A 16,151-nucleotide genomic window follows, 5' to 3' on the forward strand; every position below is an offset into this window, starting at 1 on the left:
ACGGCGTCCCCCTCAACCGGACCCACCCCGCCATCCCACGGAATGCCCGCTGTTGACGTTGACGTTGCCGTTGATCCAAGCGGGTGCAGGGCTGCAAGCCCTGCGGAAACCCTCACTCCGCCGGGGTGCCGGCACCGTGCAGGTAATCCAGGCTCACCTGCAGCAGCGCGCGGAACCCGACATCCAGCGCCTTCTCATCCAGCAGGAACTTCGGCGAATGGTTGGCCGGCGCCGTTGCCGGATCGATGCCCGCGCTGGTGGAGCCGACGAAGAAGAACATGCCCGGCACTTCCTTGGCGTACAGCGAGAAATCTTCCGCACCCATCTGCAGCGGTGGCTCGTATACGTTGTCCTTGCCCACCACCGCCTGCAGGCTCGGCAGCATCTTCGCGGTCAATGCCGGGTTGTTCACCGTGGCCGGGTTGCCGTCGGCTTCGTAGATCTCGGTTACCGCCTTGGCACCATGCGCGGCGGCGGTGTGCTCGGCCACGTTGCGCAGGTCGGCGAAGATCTGCTGGCGCATGCCTTCGTCGAAGGTGCGGATGGTGCCGACCATCTCCACTTCATCGGGAATGATGTTGTAGCGGATGCCGCCGTTGATCGCGCCGAAGGTCAGCACTGCCGGCTGCTTGGACAGGTTGGCGCGGCGGCTGACGATGGTCTGCGCGGTGCCCACCAGGTCGGCGGTGGCGACGATCGGATCAACCCCGTTCCACGGCGCCGAACCATGCGTCTGGCGGCCGATCACCTTGATCCCGAACCGGTCCGAGGCCGCCATCAACGGGCCACCGCGCACCGCGATCTGACCCACCTGCACGCTGGAGAACACATGCAGGCCGAACACCGCTTCCGGCTTGAAATCGGCGAACAGGCCTTCCTTCAGCATGAGTGCCGCACCACCCTCTTCCGGCGGCGGTGCGCCCTCCTCGGCCGGCTGGAAGATCAGCATCACCTGGCCCGGCAGGTCCTTCTTCATCGACACCAGTGCTTCGGCCACGCCGAGCAGGGTCGCGGTGTGCGCGTCATGGCCACAGGCATGCATCACGCCCACGGTCTGCCCGCGGTACTGGTCAGTGGCCTTGGAGGCGAACGGCAGGCCGGTCTGCTCGGTCACCGGCAGCGCGTCCATGTCGGCGCGCAGGGCGATCTTCGGCCCCGGCTTGCCGCCCTCGATGATCGCAACCACGCCGTGGTGGGCGATGCCGGTCTTCGGCTTCAGGCCCATCGCACGCAGGCGCTTGGCGACCTCGGCCGAGGTGCGCGCCTCGCGGTTGGACAACTCCGGATGCTGGTGGAAATCGCGGCGCCATTCGACCACCTTGGCCTGCAGCCGCTGCGCGGCGGCGGTCACTTCCGGGCGCTGCCCGTCCTGGGCGTGGGCAAGGGCCGGCAGGGCCAGCAGCAGGGCGGACAGCAGCAGCGAACGGCGCATCGCAATCTCCACAGCAGAAGGGTTCCAGCTGAATGTAGGGCAACACCGCCGCCACGGGAACCTCCGGCGCTCGATCCGGTCTTAGCGCCCGTCCCATCCGTCATGCAGGAAACGTGATGTGGCACAGGTATGCTTTGCGCATTGCCCCGGCGTCCCGCCTGGTCCAGCCCTCTCGGAGTCCTCGTAATGTCACGTGTTTGGAAGATCGTGCTGCTGGTCGTGGCAGTGCTGGTGCTGGCCGTGGTCGGCCTGCGCGTCATGGGCGGGGGCAAGGACAAGGCCGGTGGTGCAGCTGCGGGGGCGCGCCAGGGCGGCGAGGATCCGAATGCCGGTCCAGTACCGGTGACCGTGGTGGAGGCCACGCGCCAGGACGTGCCGGTGTATGCCAGCGCGCTGGGCACGGTGACTGCGATGAACACCGTTACCGTCAGCCCGCAGGTCGGCGGCCAGCTGATGAGCCTGAATTTCCGCGAAGGCCAGGAAGTGAAGCAGGGTGACGTGCTGGCGGTGATCGATCCGCGCACGGCCCAGGCCAGCTATGACCAGGCCGCCGCAGCCAAGCGCCAGAACGAAGCCCTGTTGGCCACTGCGCGCTCCAACTTCCAGCGCTCGAACGCGCCTGAGTATCGCCAGTACGTCGCCAAGACCGATCTGGATACACAGCGAAACCAAGTGGCACAGTACGAAAGCGCCGTGGCCGCCAACGAGGCCAGCATGCGTTCGGCGCAGGTGCAGCTGCAGTACACCAAGGTCACCGCACCGATCTCCGGCATCGCCGGCATCCGCGCGGTCGACGCGGGCAACGTGGTCAACGCCGGCACCGCGCTGGTCACGCTGACCCAGATCCATCCGATCCACGTGCTGTTCAACCTGCCCGAGCGCCAGCTCGGCGACGTGCGCCAGGCGCAGGCCGCCGGCACGGTGCCGGTGGCCGCGCTGGACCGTGCCGATTCGCATGTGTTGTCCGGCGACGGCAAGCTCGACGTGGTCGACAACCTGATCAGTGCCGACAGCGGCACGTTCAAGGCGCGCGCGATTTTCGACAACACCGACAACGGCCTGTGGCCGGGCCAGTTCGTCAACGTGCGCATGCAGCTGCGCACGATCGCCGGTGGTGTGGTCATCCCCACCCAGGCGGTGCTGCGTGGCCCGGATGGCGAGTACGTCTACATCGTGCAGGGCGACAACACCGTAAAGATGCAGACCGTGCGCAGCGGCGTGGAAGTGGGCGACAGCCAGGTGCAGATCGCCGAAGGCCTGAAGGGCGGCGAGCGGGTGGTCAGTGAAGGCCAGTTCCGCCTGAAGCCGGGCAGCAAGGTCACCGCGCTGAAGCCGGGGGAGACCCCGGCCGCACCGACCGAGGCCGAACTGAAGGCGGCCGAGCAGAAGAACGCAGGCGGCGGTGGCCGTCGCGGTGGTGGCCCGCGCTGAGCGCAGGCCACTGATCTCCCTCGCGCCGGCATACCCGCCGGCGCCGACATTGAAGTGCCAGCAAGGATCAGTCCGTGGGCTTTTCGACGATCTTCATCCGCCGCCCGATCGCCACCTCGCTGTTGATGGCGGGCCTGTTGCTGCTGGGCATCCTCGGTTACCGCAAGCTGCCGGTGTCGGCGCTGCCGGAAATCGATGCGCCCAGCCTGGTGGTCACCACCCAGTACCCCGGTGCCAACGCCACCACCATGGCTTCGCTGGTCACTACCCCGCTGGAGCGCCAGTTCGGGCAGATTTCCGGGTTGGAGCTGATGACCTCCGACTCGTCGGCCGGGTTGTCGACGATCATCCTGCAGTTCTCGATGGACCGCGACATCGACATCGCCGCGCAGGACGTGCAGGCGGCGATCCGCCAGGCCACCCTGCCCTCGTCGCTTCCCTACCAGCCGGTCTACAACCGGGTGAATCCGGCCGACGCGGCCATCGTCACCCTGAAGCTGACCTCCGACACGCGCCCGCTGCGCGACGTCAACAATTACGCCGACTCGATCCTGGCCCAGCGCCTGTCGCAGGTGCAGGGCGTGGGACTGGTGTCGATCGCCGGCAACGTGCGCCCTGCCGTGCGCATCCAGGTCAATCCGGCGCAGTTGTCGAACATGGGCCTGACCCTGGAGCAGCTGCGCAGCGCACTGACCCAGGCCAACGTCAATGCGCCCAAGGGCTCGTTGAACGGCAAGACGCAGTCCTACAGCATCGGCACCAACGACCAGCTGGCCAGCGCCGCCGAGTACCGCGACACGATCATCAGCTACAAGAACGGCCGCCCGGTGCGGCTGTCGGACGTGGCCGAGGTGATCGATGGCGTGGAGAACGACCAGCTGGCCGCCTGGGCCGATGGAAAGCCGGCGGTGCTGCTGGAAGTCCGGCGCCAGCCTGGTGCCAACATCGTGCAGACCGTCGAGCGCATCCGCGCGATCCTGCCGCAGCTGCAGGGCGTGCTGCCGGCCGACGTGCACCTGGAGATCTTCAACGACCGTACCGAGACCATCCGCGCCTCGGTGCATGAAGTGCAGTTCACCCTGATCCTCACCATCGGCCTGGTGGTGGCGGTGATCTTCGTGTTCCTGCGCCGATTGTGGGCCACGATCATTCCCTCGGTGGCGGTGCCATTGTCGCTGGCCGGCACCTTCGCGGTGATGGCGTTCGCCGGCATGTCGCTGGACAACCTCTCGCTGATGGCGCTGGTGGTGGCTACCGGTTTCGTGGTCGACGATGCGATCGTGATGATCGAGAACATCGTGCGCTACATCGAGCAGGGCAAGAGTGGCAAGGAAGCGGCCGAGATCGGCGCGCGCCAGATCGGCTTCACCGTGCTGTCGCTGACCGTCTCGCTGGTAGCGGTGTTCCTGCCGCTGCTGCTGATGCCCGGCGTCACCGGCCGCCTGTTCCACGAGTTCGCGTGGGTGCTGAGCATCGCGGTGGTGCTGTCGATGCTGATCTCGCTGACGCTCACCCCGATGATGTGTGCCTACCTGCTCAAGCCCGACGCCCTGCCCGAGGGCGAAGACGCGCATGAGCGCGCGGCAGCGGCCGGCAAGCAGAACCTGTGGACGCGCACCGTCGGCCTGTACGAGCACAGCCTGGACTGGGTGCTGGGCCACCAGCGCCTGACCCTGGCCGTGGCCGGTGGTGCACTGGTGCTGACCGTGCTGCTGTACGTGCTGATTCCCAAGGGCCTGCTGCCCGAACAGGACACCGGCCTGATCACCGGCGTGGTGCAGGCCGACCAGAACATCGCCTTCCCGCAGATGGAACAGCGCACCAAGCAGGTCGCCGAAGCACTGCGGCACGATCCGGATGTGACCGGCGTGTCGGCGTTCATTGGTGCCGGCAGCATGAACCCCACGCTCAACCAGGGCCAGCTGTCGATCGTGCTGAAGGAGCGCAGCCAGCGCGATGGCCTGGAGCAGATCCTGCCGCGCCTGCAGAAGGCGGTGGCCGGCATTCCCGGCGTGGCGCTGTACCTGAAGCCGGTGCAGGACGTGACCCTGGATACCCGCGTGGCCGCTACCGAGTACCAGTACTCGCTGTCGGACGTCGATTCGGCAACGGTGGCCACCCAGGCCACGCGCCTGACCGAAGCGCTGCGCAAGCGCCCGGAACTGGCTGACGTCGACAACAACCTGTCCAACCAGGGCCGCGCCCTGGAGCTGAACATCGACCGCGACAAGGCCAGTGTCCTGGGCGTGCCGATGCAGACCATCGACGACACGCTCTACGATGCGTTCGGCCAGCGCCAGATCTCCACCATCTTCACCGAGCTCAACCAGTATCGCGTGGTGCTGGAAGTGGCGCCGGAGTTCCGCACCAGCACCGCGTTGATGGAGCAGCTGGCGGTGGCCTCCAATGGCGCCGGCGCGCTGACCGGCACCAATGCCACCAGCTTCGGCCAGGTCACCTCGTCGAACTCGTCGACCGCCACCGGCATCGGCGCGCAGAACACCGGCATCACCGTCGGCGCAGGCAACATCATCCCGCTGTCGGCGCTGGCCGAAGGCAAGGTGAGCAGCGCGCCACTGGTGGTCAGCCACCAGCAGCAGCTGCCGGCGGTGACGGTCTCGTTCAACGTGGCGCCGGGCTATTCGCTGTCCGAAGCGGTGCGTGCAATCCAGGAGACCAAGGACAGCCTGGACATGCCCACCCACCTGCATGCCGAGTTCATCGGCAAGGCCGCCGAGTTCACTGGCAGCCAGACGGACGTGGTGTGGCTGCTGCTGGCCTCGCTGGTGGTGATCTACATCGTGCTGGGCGTGCTCTACGAGAGCTACATCCACCCGATCACGATCATCTCCACGCTGCCGCCGGCCGGTGTCGGCGCGCTGCTGGCGCTGATGCTGTGCGGCCTGAGCCTGTCGGTGGATGGCATCGTCGGCATCGTGCTGCTGATCGGCATCGTCAAGAAGAACGGCATCATGATGGTGGACTTCGCGATCGAGGCCCGCCGCGCCGGTGCCAACGCGCACGAAGCAATCCGCCGTGCCTGCCTGCTGCGCTTCCGCCCGATCATGATGACCACCGCCGCGGCCATGCTGGGCGCGCTGCCGCTGGCCCTGGGCACCGGGATCGGCTCGGAGCTGCGCCGCCCGCTGGGCATCGCCATCGTCGGCGGCCTGCTGCTGTCGCAGCTGGTCACGCTGTACACCACGCCGGTGATCTACCTGTACATGGAGCGCTTCTCCGAGTGGCTTGCCCGCCGCCGCGAGCAGCGTGCGTTGCGCGACGGTTCGCTGCAGGAGCCGCAGGCATGATCCACGCCCCGCTGCTGCGGGGGGCCGCGCGATGAACCTGTCCGGCCCCTTCATCCGCCGCCCGATCGGCACCGCGCTGCTGGCCATCGGCCTGTTCATGGTCGGCCTGATCTGCTACCTGCGCCTGGGCGTATCGGCACTGCCGAACATCGAGATCCCGGTGATCTTCGTGCATGCCAGCCAGTCCGGCGCCGATGCGGCGACCATGGCCTCCACGGTTACCGCGCCGCTGGAACGCCATCTCGGCCAGCTGCCGGGCATCGACCGCATGCGCTCGTCGAGCTCGGAAGGCAGCTCGCTGGTGTTCATGATCTTCCAGAGCGGCCACAACATCGACTCGGCCGCGCTGGACGTGCAGACGGCGATCAACTCGGCCCAGGCCGACCTGCCCTCGGGCATGGGCTCGCCGATGTACCAGAAGGCGAACCCGAACGATGACCCGGTGATCGCCATCGCGTTGACCTCGCAGACGCAGTCGGCCGATGAGCTGTACAACGTCGCCGATTCGCTGCTGGCGCAGCGCATCCGCCAGATCAGTGGCGTCGCCTCGGTCGACATCGCCGGCGCGTCGACGCCAGCGGTGCGCGTGGACGTCAACCTGCGCCTGATGAACGCGCTGGGCCTGACCGCCGATGACCTGCGCAATGCGGTGCGCGCGGCCAACGTGACCTCGCCCACCGGCTTCCTCAGCGACGGCAACACCACCACCTCGATCATCGCCAACGATTCGGTGGCGCGTGCGGCCGACTTCGCCGATCTGGTGGTCAAGACCCAGGGCGATGGCCGGGTGATCCGCCTGAAGGACATCGCCAACGTCTACGACGGCCAGCAGGACGCCTACCAGGCCGCGTGGTTCGACCACAAACCGGCGGTGGTGATGTACGTGTTCACCCGTGCCGGCGCCAACATCGTGGAGACCGTGGACCGGGTCAAGGCGCAGATCCCGACCCTGCGCGACTACCTGCAGCCAGGCACCACGATGACGCCGTACTTCGACCGTACGCCGACCATCCGCTCGTCGCTGCATGAAGTGCAGATCACGTTGCTGATCAGCCTGGCGATGGTGGTGCTGACCATGGCGCTGTTCCTGCGCCGGCTGGCACCGACGCTGATCGCCGCAGTGACCGTACCGCTGTCGCTGGCCGGTGCCGCGTTGGTGATGTACGTGATGGGCTTCACCCTGAACAACCTGAGCCTGCTGGCGCTGGTGATCGCGATCGGCTTCGTCGTGGACGATGCGATCGTGGTGATCGAGAACATCATGCGCCACCTCGATGAGGGCATGCCGCGCATGCAGGCGGCGCTGACCGGTGCGCGCGAGATCGGCTTCACCATTGTCTCGATCACCGCCTCGCTGGTCGCGGTGTTCATCCCGCTGCTGTTCGCCAGCGGCATGATGGGCGCGTTCTTCCGCGAGTTCACCGTCACCCTGGTGGCGGCCATCGTGGTCTCGATGATCGTCTCGCTGACGTTGACCCCGGCGCTGTGCAGCCGCTTCCTCAGCGCCCATGACCACAGCGCGCCGCCGTCGCGCTTCGGACGCTGGCTGGATGCCGGCCACGAGCGCATGCTGCGCATCTACACCGTGTTCCTGGACTTCTCGCTGCGCCACGCGCTGCTGCTGTCGCTGACGCCGCTGATCCTGATCGGCGTCACCATCTTCCTGTTCGGGGCGGTGAAGAAGGGCGCGTTCCCGCCGCAGGACACCGGCCTGATCTGGGGCCGCGCCAATTCCAGCGCCACCGTCTCCTTCGAGGACATGGTCGCCCGCCAGCGTCGCATCACCGACATGCTGATGGCCGACCCGGCAGTGAAAACCGTGGGTGTGCGCCTCGGCAGCGGCCGTCAGGGCTCCAGTGCACAGTTCAACATCGAGCTGAAGTCACGCAGCGACGGTCGCCGCGAAACCACCGCACATGCGTTGGCGCGACTCAGTGCCAAGGCCGATCGCTACCCCGACCTGCAGTTGCGCCTGCGCGCGATCCAGGACCTGCCCAGCAACGATGGCGGCGGTTCCAGCCAGGGCGCGCAGTACCGCATTTCCCTGCAGGGCAACGACCTGGCTGCTTTGCAGGAATGGCTGCCCAAGCTGCAGGCGGAACTGAAGAAGAACCCGAAGCTGCGTGACGTCGGCACCGACGTGGACAATGCCGGACTGCGCCAGAACATCCAGATCGACCGCGCCAAGGCCGCGCGCCTGGGCATCACGGTCGGAGCCATCGACGGCGCGCTGTACGGTGCGTTCGGCCAGCGCCAGATCTCCACCATCTATTCGGACATCAACCAGTACAGCGTGGTGGTCAACGCCCTGCCCTCGCAGACCGCCACCCCGGCGGCGCTGGATGAGGTGTACGTGCGTGCGCGCAACGGCGACATGGTGCCGATCACCGCGGTGGCCACGCAGATGCCCGGCCTGGCCCCCTCGCAGATCACCCACGAGAACCAGTACACGACGATGGACCTCAGCTACAACCTGGCTCCGAACGTGAGCATGGGTGAGGCCAAGGCGATCATCGATGCCACCGTCGCCGGCATGCGCATGCCTGGCGACATCCGCCTGGCCGACGATGCGGGCTTCGGCTTCAATTCAGATCCCAGCGACATGCTGATCCTGGTGTTTGCCGCGATCCTGACCGTCTACCTGGTGCTGGGCATGCTCTACGAGAGCCTGATCCACCCGGTCACCATCCTGTCCACGCTGCCGGCGGCGGGCGTCGGTGCGCTGCTGGCGTTGTTCGGCACCAACACCGAACTGTCGGTGATCTCGATGATCGCGCTGGTTCTGCTGATCGGCATCGTCAAGAAGAACGCGATCATGATGATCGACTTCGCCCTGGTGGCGCAGCGCGAGCATGGGCTGGCGCCGCGCGATGCCGCACGCGAGGCCAGCATCGTGCGCTTCCGCCCGATCATGATGACCACGATGGTCGCGATCCTGGCCGCCGTGCCGCTGGCGATCGGTCTGGGTGAAGGGTCCGAGCTGCGCCGCCCGCTGGGCATCGCGATGATCGGCGGCCTGCTGTTCTCGCAGAGCCTGACCCTTCTCAGCACGCCGGCGCTGTACGTGATCTTCTCGTGCCTGGCCGAGCGTTGGCGCGCACGCCGCGCACGCAGGCGCGAAGCCAAGCTGCTCAAGCGCGCGCAGCGGGCCTAGAAGGGCCCATCCACGCGCGGCGTGGATCTATGGGTAGAGCCGGCCGCTGGCCGGCTTTCTCCGTACCGCACATCTGCCGGCCAGCGGCCGGCACTACCACTACCGTGGGTGCGGACCGTTGGTCCGCACTCCATATTTCACCCCACACCCGCAATAATGGTCGGAGACCTTTCCGCCGAGCCTGCATGTCCGCCCGACAATCCCGCCTCAGCCGCCTGTGGGCCCACGAGAAGGCCAGTTACGGCCTGCGGGTGTTCATCGCCCTGACCGCGGCGCTGGCGGTGTGCTGGCAGCTGGATGCGCTGACCGCCTTGCCCGGCGTGTTCCTCGGCATCATCGCCAGTGCCATCGCCGAAACCGATGACAACTGGTGGGGCCGGACCAAGGCGGTGGCGCTGTCGCTGCTGTGCTTCTGCATTGCCGCAGCATCGGTCATCTGGCTGTTCCCGTGGCCGTGGATCTTCATCGGCGCGCTGGCGCTGTCCACCTTCGGCCTGACCCTGCTCGGCGCGCTCGGCGAGCGCTATGCGTCCATTGCCCAGGCCACGGTGACGCTGGCGATCTACACCATGATCGGCCTGGAACAGCACGGTGCCAGCGACCTGCACAGTGCGCTGGAAGCGGTCAGCCACCTGCTGGCCGGTGCGGTCTGGTACGGCCTGCTGTCGATCCTGTGGACCGCGCTGTTCGCCAACCGGCCGGTCCGCGAGCGGGTGGCGCGACTGTACGTTGAGCTGGGCCGCTACCTGCAGCTGAAGGCCGCGCTGTTCGAGCCGGTGCGCGAAGCCGACCTGCAACGTCGCCAGCTCGACCTGGCCGAACAGAACCGCCGCGTGGTCGGCGCGCTGAACGAGGCCAAGACCGCGATCCTGGCCCGCTTCGGCCGCTCCGGCCGACCCGGCGTGAACTCCGGCCTTTACCTGCGCCTGTACTACATGGCGCAGGATTTCCACGAGCGCGCCAGTTCCTCGCATTACCCGTACGGCGCGCTGGTGGACGCGTTCTTCCACAGCGACGTGCTGTACCGCTGCCAGCGCCTGCTTGACCTGCAGGGACAGGCCTGTGCCCGCCTGGGCGAGGCAATCCGGCTGCGCCGTCCGTTCGTGTACGGCGAAGGCAACCAGCAGGCCGGGCGCGACCTGGCCGATGCGCTGGCCTACCTGCGCGACCAGCAGCGGCCGCAATGGCAGCGCCTGCTGGGCTCGCTGGACCTGCTGGTGCACAACCTGCGCAGCATCGAACGGCGCCTGCTGGATGCCGAGCGCTCCGAAGCCAGCCTGGACAACGTCGATACCCGCCTGCGCGACAGCAACCCACACACCCTGCGCGAGATGGGCGTGCGCATCCGCCAGCAGCTTACGCCCGGCTCGGTGCTGTTCCGGCATGGGCTGCGCATGGCGCTGGCGCTGATTGCCGGCTTTGCAGCGATCCGCCTGTTCAATGCGCAGAACGGTTCGTGGGTACTGCTGACCATCGTGTTCGTGTGCCGGCCCAACTTCGGCGCCACCCGCCAACGCCTGGCCCAGCGCATCGTCGGTACCCTGGCCGGACTGGTGCTGACCTGGGCGCTGCTGCAGCTGTTCCCGCAGCTGCACGTGCAGCTGCTGATCGCCTTGCTCTCTGCACTTCTGTTCTTCTTCACCCGCACCGACCGCTACCTGGTGGCGTCGGCGGCGATCACGGTGATGGCACTGACCTGCTTCAACCTGATCGGCGACGGCTTCGTGCTGATCGTGCCGCGCATGGTCGATACGGTGCTGGGTTGCGCGATCGCAGCGGCGGCCGCGTTCCTGGTCCTGCCCGACTGGCAGGGCCGGCAGCTGCATCTCGTCCTGGCACGCGTGCTGGACACTGCGGCTCGCTACCTGGATTCGGTGCTGGGCCAGTACCGCAGCGGCATGCGCGACGACCTGGCCTACCGCATCGCGCGGCGCGACATGCACAATGCCGATGCCGCGCTGTCCACCGCACTGTCGAACATGCTGCGTGAGCCCGGCCATGTGCGCCGCAATCTGGATGCCGGCTTCCGCTTCCTGGCGCTGTCCAACACACTGCTGGGACACCTGTCGGCGCTGGGCGCGCATCGCGACCAGGTGGACAGCTATGCGGGCGACCCGCTGGCATTGGCGGCCGGCGAGCGCGTGCGCAAGGCACTGCAGCAACTGGCCTCGGCGCTGACCGCACGGCAACCGGTCGCCGACGATGACAACGACGCCGACCGCGCGGTGGCCGCCGAGCTGGAGCAGATCGACGAGGCGATGCCGCCGAAACTGCAGCTGATCCGCACGCAGATGGCGCTGGTACTGCGGATGCTGCCGAAGGTGCGGGCAGCGGCCAATGAAGCGGTGACCAGCCTGACCTGACTCCTCATCGCTGATCGGAGATCCCACCCACGCGTGGCATGGGTCAATTGCGCCGTGTGCAACGGCGCGTTGCGCCTGGCGCTGCGGTTCGATCACGCGGCCGCGCGGATACTGGGCAATCCCCCCGCTCCGGACTATCGCCATGAAAATCGAGCTCAGTGGCCGCACCGCGCTGGTCACCGCCTCCACCGCCGGCATCGGCCGGGCCATCGCCCAAGGACTGGCCAGCGCTGGTGCGCGAGTCATTCTCAATGGCCGCAGCACCGACAGCGTCGAGCGCGCCCGCCGGCACCTGCTCGCCACCGTGCCGGGAGCCGACGTGCTCGGCGTCGCCGCCGATCTCTCTGATGCAGCCGGTGTCGAAACACTGTTGGCCGGCCTGCCCAAGGTCGACATCCTGGTCAACAACGCCGGCATCTTCGGCCCACAGGACTTCTTCGAGACCGATGACGCGACCTGGGAGCGCTACTGGCAGACCAACGTGATGTCCGGCGTGCGCCTGTCGCGTGCGCTGCTACCGGCAATGGTCGATGCCGGCTGGGGCCGCGTGCTGTTCATTTCCTCCGAATCAGCGCGCAACATTCCCGCCGACATGATCCATTACGGGGTCAGCAAGACCGCGCAGCTGTCGTTGTCGCGCGGCCTGGCCAAGCGCGTGGCCGGCAGTGGCGTCACCGTCAACGCGGTGCTGCCCGGCCCGACCCTCTCCGATGGTTTTGCGGCGATGTTCGAGGATGAACGCCAGCGCAGCGGCAAGCCGCTGGAGCAGATCGGCCGTGAGTTCGTGATGGCGCACCGGCCGTCCTCGGTGATCCAGCGCACCGCCACGGTCGAGGAAGTGGCCAACATGGTGGTGTACCTGGCCTCGCCGCAGGCCTCGGCAACCTCGGGTGCGGCGCTGCGCGTGGATGGCGGCGTGGTCGACGATATCGTCTGAGAGTGCTGGCAGGTGTGCGGACCAACGGTCCGCACCCACAGGTCCGCATCCACAGCGGAGGGGAAGGAATGCTAGGCTGCGCCGGTCAAGGAGGTTCCATGTCCGGTCACAACCAGTTCGCCCTGCTGCGCCAGCGCCGTTTCCTGCCGTTCTTCGTGGTCCAGGCGCTCGGTGCGTTCAACGACAACGTGTACCGGCAGGCGATCATCAGCATGTTGCTGTTCATGGCTGTGCCGGAGGAAGAACTGGGGTTGTACGCCACCCTGGCACCGGCCATCTTCATCCTGCCATATTTCCTGTTCTCGGCGCTGGCCGGGCAGATCGCCGACAAACTGGAAAAATCGCGACTGATCGTGATCACCACCACCATGGAGATCGTGATCATGTCGCTGGCGGCCACCGGCTTCCTCACCCAGAGCCTGCCGGTGCTGCTGGTCGCGCTGTTCTGCACCGGCATGCAGTCCACCCTGTTCGGCCCGGTGAAGTACTCAGTGCTGCCGTCGGTGCTCAGGCCAGAAGAGCTGACCGGCGGCAACGGCCTGGTCGAGATGGGCACCTCGATGTCGATCCTCTCCGGCATGATCGTCGGCGGCCTGGTGTTCACCGTGGCTGGCAGCCACGGCACGGTGGTGGCCGCGTGCGCGATCATCGCCCTGGCGATCTGCGGCAACATCGCCGCCCGCCTGATTCCCAAGGTCGATGCCGGCGACCCGAATCTGAAGATCAACTGGAACCCGTTGCCGGAATCGCTGGCGGTGCTGCGCATGGCGCGCCAGCAGAAAGCCGTACGCAACTCGATCCTGGGCGTGTCCTGGTTCTGGTTCGTCGGCACCGTGCTGACCTCGCAGTTGCCGGCCTATGCGGTGACCAACCTGGGCGGCCAGCCGACCCTGTACATCTTCGCGCTGGCCCTGTTCTCGGTGGGCACCGGCGTCGGCTCGCTGCTGTGCGAGAAGCTGTCAGCACGTACGGTGGAAATCGGCCTGGTACCGCTGGGCGCGTTCGGCATGACCGCGTTCCTGCTCGACCTGTACTTCGCCCGCAGCGGCGAAGCGACAGTGCACGGGCTGACCATCGGGCCGTTCCTGCAGCAGCCCGGCAGCATCCGCATCGTCATCGACCTAATCGGCATCGGCCTGTTCACCGGCATCTTCGTGGTGCCGCTGTTCGCACTGATCCAGAGCCGCACGCCGAAGGCGCAGATGTCGCGCGTGTTCGCCGCACTGAACATCCAGAACTCGGGCTTCATCGTCGCTGCGGCGCTGCTGTCGCTGGCCGCCCACAAGCTGCTGCACTGGACCATTCCGCAGCAGTTCCTGGCGCTGGCCATCGCCAACGCGCTGGTGGCGATCTACATCTTCACCATCGTCCCCGAATTCCTGATGCGCTTCCTCAGCTGGCTGATGGTGCGCACCCTGTACCGGCTGCGCCCGCACGGCATCGAGGCCAACGTGCCGGACGAAGGCGCCGCACTGCTGGTCTGCAACCATGTCAGCTACATGGACGCACTGATCCTGTCGGCGACGATTCCGCGTCCGGTGCGCTTCGTCATGTACTACAGGATCTTCAACATCCCGGTGATGCGCTGGATCTTCCGGACCGCCAAGGCGATCCCGATTGCCGGGGCGCGCGAAGACCCGGCGCTGATGCAGCGTGCGTTCGATGAGATCGACGCGGCGCTGGCCGAAGGCGAACTGGTCTGCATCTTCCCCGAGGGCGCGCTGACCCGCGACGGGCAGATGGCGCCGTTCAAGTCCGGCGTCGAGAAGATCCTCGAGCGGCGGCCGGTGCCGGTGGTGCCGATGGCGCTGCGCGGCATGTGGTCGAGCATGTGGAGCCGCCGCGACAGCCGCCTTGGCCGCATGCGGGTGCCGCGTCGTTTCCGCGCCACGGTCGAGGTGGTGGCGGCACCGGCCGTGGATGGCCACGCCACCAGCGCCCCGGTGCTGGAGGCCCAGGTGCGGGCCCTGCGTGGTGATCACGCCTGATCGACCGCACGGACACGGGTAGACCGTCCCAGCGACAAGCCCCCATCCTCGCCCTCCGATGCATCGCAGAGGTCCGTCAGATGCGTCAGATCAAGGGCCATACCGGCCAGTATCTGACTGTAACCGCATACATGCAGCGCGGGTTGAGGTAGATTACGCACCCACAGGGGGGAGGTTCGGCCGTTTCATCATGGCCGGCCACCAAGGAATGGAGTCTCGCTTTGAATCAACCGCCACCGCTCAGCCGTCCGGTCTACATCCCCAACCATCTGGTCTGGGCGATCCTGACGACGCTGTTCTGCTGCCTGCCGTTGGGCGTGGTGTCGATCGTCTATGCCTCCCAGGTCGATGGCCGCCGCGCCGCCGGCGACCTGCCGGGGGCCTACAGTGCGTCGCGCAAGGCGGGCTGGTGGGCGGTGGCTTCGGCCGTGGCCCTGCCGGTCCTGTTGCTGTTGTGGTTCGGGCTGTTCGGCGGCTTGGCCGTACTGGGCGCTCTTTCCGACCAATGATTCACCACCACCACCCATCAAGGAGCTTGAACCCATGAACACCGCCACTCCGCAGGTCCCGAACAATCTGGTCTGGGCCATCCTGAGCACCCTGTTCTGCTGCCTGCCGGCCGGCATCGTGTCGATCGTCTACGCCGCGCAGGTCAACGGCAAGCTGGCCGCTGGCGACATCGCCGGTGCCCAGGACTCCGCCGCCAAGGCCAAGAAGTGGGCGATCTGGTCGGCCATCGCCGCCGTCGTGGTCGGCGTGCTGTACGGCATCCTGATCGTCGCTGTCGGCGGCATGGGTGCAATGAACAACAGCGGCTACTGATCCGCGTGGACGGATCCGGCGCCTGCGCCGGATCCGTTGCTGCAATGTCCGCACTTCCCGCCCGCTCCCGATTCGCCCGCTGGGCACCGCTGATGGCCGCCACCGGCCTGGCCGCCGGTGCCGCGGTGGTGCTGCGCAACGTCAATCCGTATGTCGCCGGCAATCCTTTGCCGAGCTGCCCGCTGTACGCGCTGACAGGCCTGTACTGCCCGGGCTGTGGCAGCACCCGCTGCCTGTATTCACTGGTCCATTTCGACCTGCCCGGCGCGATGGCGATGAACCCGCTGCTGGTCATCAGCCTGCCGTTCCTGCTGCTGATGATGCTGAACGTCGCCGGCATCCGGCCGCGCGTGCTCGACCCGCTCATGCGGGTACTGGCCAATCCAACGTTCTGGCTCTGGGTGCTGCCCGGGTATGCGCTGCTGCGCAACCTGCCGTGGGCGCCGTTCACTGCACTGGCACCGATCTAGGTTTCCAGCCAACGGCCGCAGCCCCTCGTGGCGGGCGGCGTTTGAAGGCAGAAGCCCTGGGGTTGGCCGGACGGGATGGGTTTGCGGGGGACGCCGTGAATCCGTCCGTGGAGGCTTGGCCGCGGCATCCATGCCGCGGACACCCCCGCAAATCCATCCCGCCCGACCACGGACAGTTTCCGTGTGCGTCCACCACGGAAAAGAAAGAGAAGATCAAAAGCGGAAGCGGATCGCTTCGCTCTGTAT

The 16,151-nt window shown here is 67.1% G+C and carries 10 protein-coding genes; 9 read left to right on the forward strand and 1 reads right to left on the reverse strand.

Translation table 11 applies throughout. The features are described from left to right. Nucleotides 1-112: 112 nt before the first annotated feature. Nucleotides 113-1,432, reverse strand: a complete 1,320-nt coding sequence (locus tag ACT6SE_RS19230; RefSeq protein ID WP_046432850.1) for a M20 family metallopeptidase — start codon at nucleotides 1,430-1,432, stop codon at nucleotides 113-115. A 186-nt stretch (nucleotides 1,433-1,618) separates the two neighbouring features. Here ACT6SE_RS19230 and ACT6SE_RS19235 point away from each other — a divergent pair, with 186 nt between their 5' ends. The 9 genes from ACT6SE_RS19235 to ACT6SE_RS19275 all read left to right on the forward strand — a co-directional run bounded on the left by ACT6SE_RS19235 (nucleotide 1,619) and on the right by ACT6SE_RS19275 (nucleotide 15,905). Then, entirely contained in the window at nucleotides 1,619-2,863 is a 1,245-nt protein-coding gene (locus ACT6SE_RS19235; RefSeq protein ID WP_014648647.1) for an efflux RND transporter periplasmic adaptor subunit, read from the forward strand. A gap of 74 nt (nucleotides 2,864-2,937) precedes the next feature. Continuing rightward, entirely contained in the window at nucleotides 2,938-6,171 is a 3,234-nt protein-coding gene (locus ACT6SE_RS19240) for an efflux RND transporter permease subunit (RefSeq protein ID WP_046432840.1), read from the forward strand. A gap of 31 nt (nucleotides 6,172-6,202) precedes the next feature. Continuing rightward, nucleotides 6,203-9,325: an efflux RND transporter permease subunit gene (locus ACT6SE_RS19245; protein ID WP_046432842.1), complete on the forward strand. Its 3,123-nt coding sequence runs from the start codon at nucleotides 6,203-6,205 to the stop codon at nucleotides 9,323-9,325. A gap of 185 nt (nucleotides 9,326-9,510) precedes the next feature. Beyond that, entirely contained in the window at nucleotides 9,511-11,688 is a 2,178-nt protein-coding gene (gene yccS, locus ACT6SE_RS19250) for a YccS family putative transporter (RefSeq protein ID WP_014648650.1), read from the forward strand. A gap of 142 nt (nucleotides 11,689-11,830) precedes the next feature. Further along, on the forward strand, nucleotides 11,831-12,625 hold the full coding sequence (locus tag ACT6SE_RS19255; RefSeq protein ID WP_014648651.1) for an SDR family NAD(P)-dependent oxidoreductase: 795 nt from the start codon (nucleotides 11,831-11,833) through the stop codon (nucleotides 12,623-12,625). A 98-nt stretch (nucleotides 12,626-12,723) separates the two neighbouring features. Continuing rightward, complete coding sequence (locus ACT6SE_RS19260; protein WP_046432845.1) at nucleotides 12,724-14,613, forward strand: MFS transporter; 1,890 nt, start codon at nucleotides 12,724-12,726, stop codon at nucleotides 14,611-14,613. A 221-nt stretch (nucleotides 14,614-14,834) separates the two neighbouring features. Then, on the forward strand, nucleotides 14,835-15,122 hold the full coding sequence (locus ACT6SE_RS19265) for a CD225/dispanin family protein (protein ID WP_005419784.1): 288 nt from the start codon (nucleotides 14,835-14,837) through the stop codon (nucleotides 15,120-15,122). 34 nt (nucleotides 15,123-15,156) lie between these two features. Further along, entirely contained in the window at nucleotides 15,157-15,435 is a 279-nt protein-coding gene (locus ACT6SE_RS19270) for a CD225/dispanin family protein (RefSeq protein WP_014648653.1), read from the forward strand. Between the two features lie 44 nt (nucleotides 15,436-15,479). Then, nucleotides 15,480-15,905 (forward strand): DUF2752 domain-containing protein, encoded by a 426-nt coding sequence (locus ACT6SE_RS19275; protein WP_046432848.1) that lies wholly within the window; start codon nucleotides 15,480-15,482, stop codon nucleotides 15,903-15,905. Nucleotides 15,906-16,151: the final 246 nt, after the last annotated feature.

The sequence above is a fragment of the Stenotrophomonas sp. LC732 genome (assembly GCF_052446685.1).
In the GTDB taxonomy this organism is placed as follows: Bacteria; Pseudomonadota; Gammaproteobacteria; order Xanthomonadales; family Xanthomonadaceae; genus Stenotrophomonas; species Stenotrophomonas muris.

What these genes read in the sequence shown, in the direction of transcription:
- ACT6SE_RS19270 (WP_014648653.1), top strand. Translation starts at nt 15,157, where the DNA reads ATGAACACCGCCACTCCGCAGGTCCCGAACAATCTGGTCTGGGCCATC.
- ACT6SE_RS19230 (WP_046432850.1), bottom strand. Translation starts at nt 1,432, where the DNA reads ATGCGCCGTTCGCTGCTGCTGTCCGCCCTGCTGCTGGCCCTGCCGGCC.
- ACT6SE_RS19235 (WP_014648647.1), top strand. Translation starts at nt 1,619, where the DNA reads ATGTCACGTGTTTGGAAGATCGTGCTGCTGGTCGTGGCAGTGCTGGTG.
- yccS (WP_014648650.1), top strand. Translation starts at nt 9,511, where the DNA reads ATGTCCGCCCGACAATCCCGCCTCAGCCGCCTGTGGGCCCACGAGAAG.
- ACT6SE_RS19255 (WP_014648651.1), top strand. Translation starts at nt 11,831, where the DNA reads ATGAAAATCGAGCTCAGTGGCCGCACCGCGCTGGTCACCGCCTCCACC.
- ACT6SE_RS19260 (WP_046432845.1), top strand. Translation starts at nt 12,724, where the DNA reads ATGTCCGGTCACAACCAGTTCGCCCTGCTGCGCCAGCGCCGTTTCCTG.
- ACT6SE_RS19275 (WP_046432848.1), top strand. Translation starts at nt 15,480, where the DNA reads ATGTCCGCACTTCCCGCCCGCTCCCGATTCGCCCGCTGGGCACCGCTG.
- ACT6SE_RS19245 (WP_046432842.1), top strand. Translation starts at nt 6,203, where the DNA reads ATGAACCTGTCCGGCCCCTTCATCCGCCGCCCGATCGGCACCGCGCTG.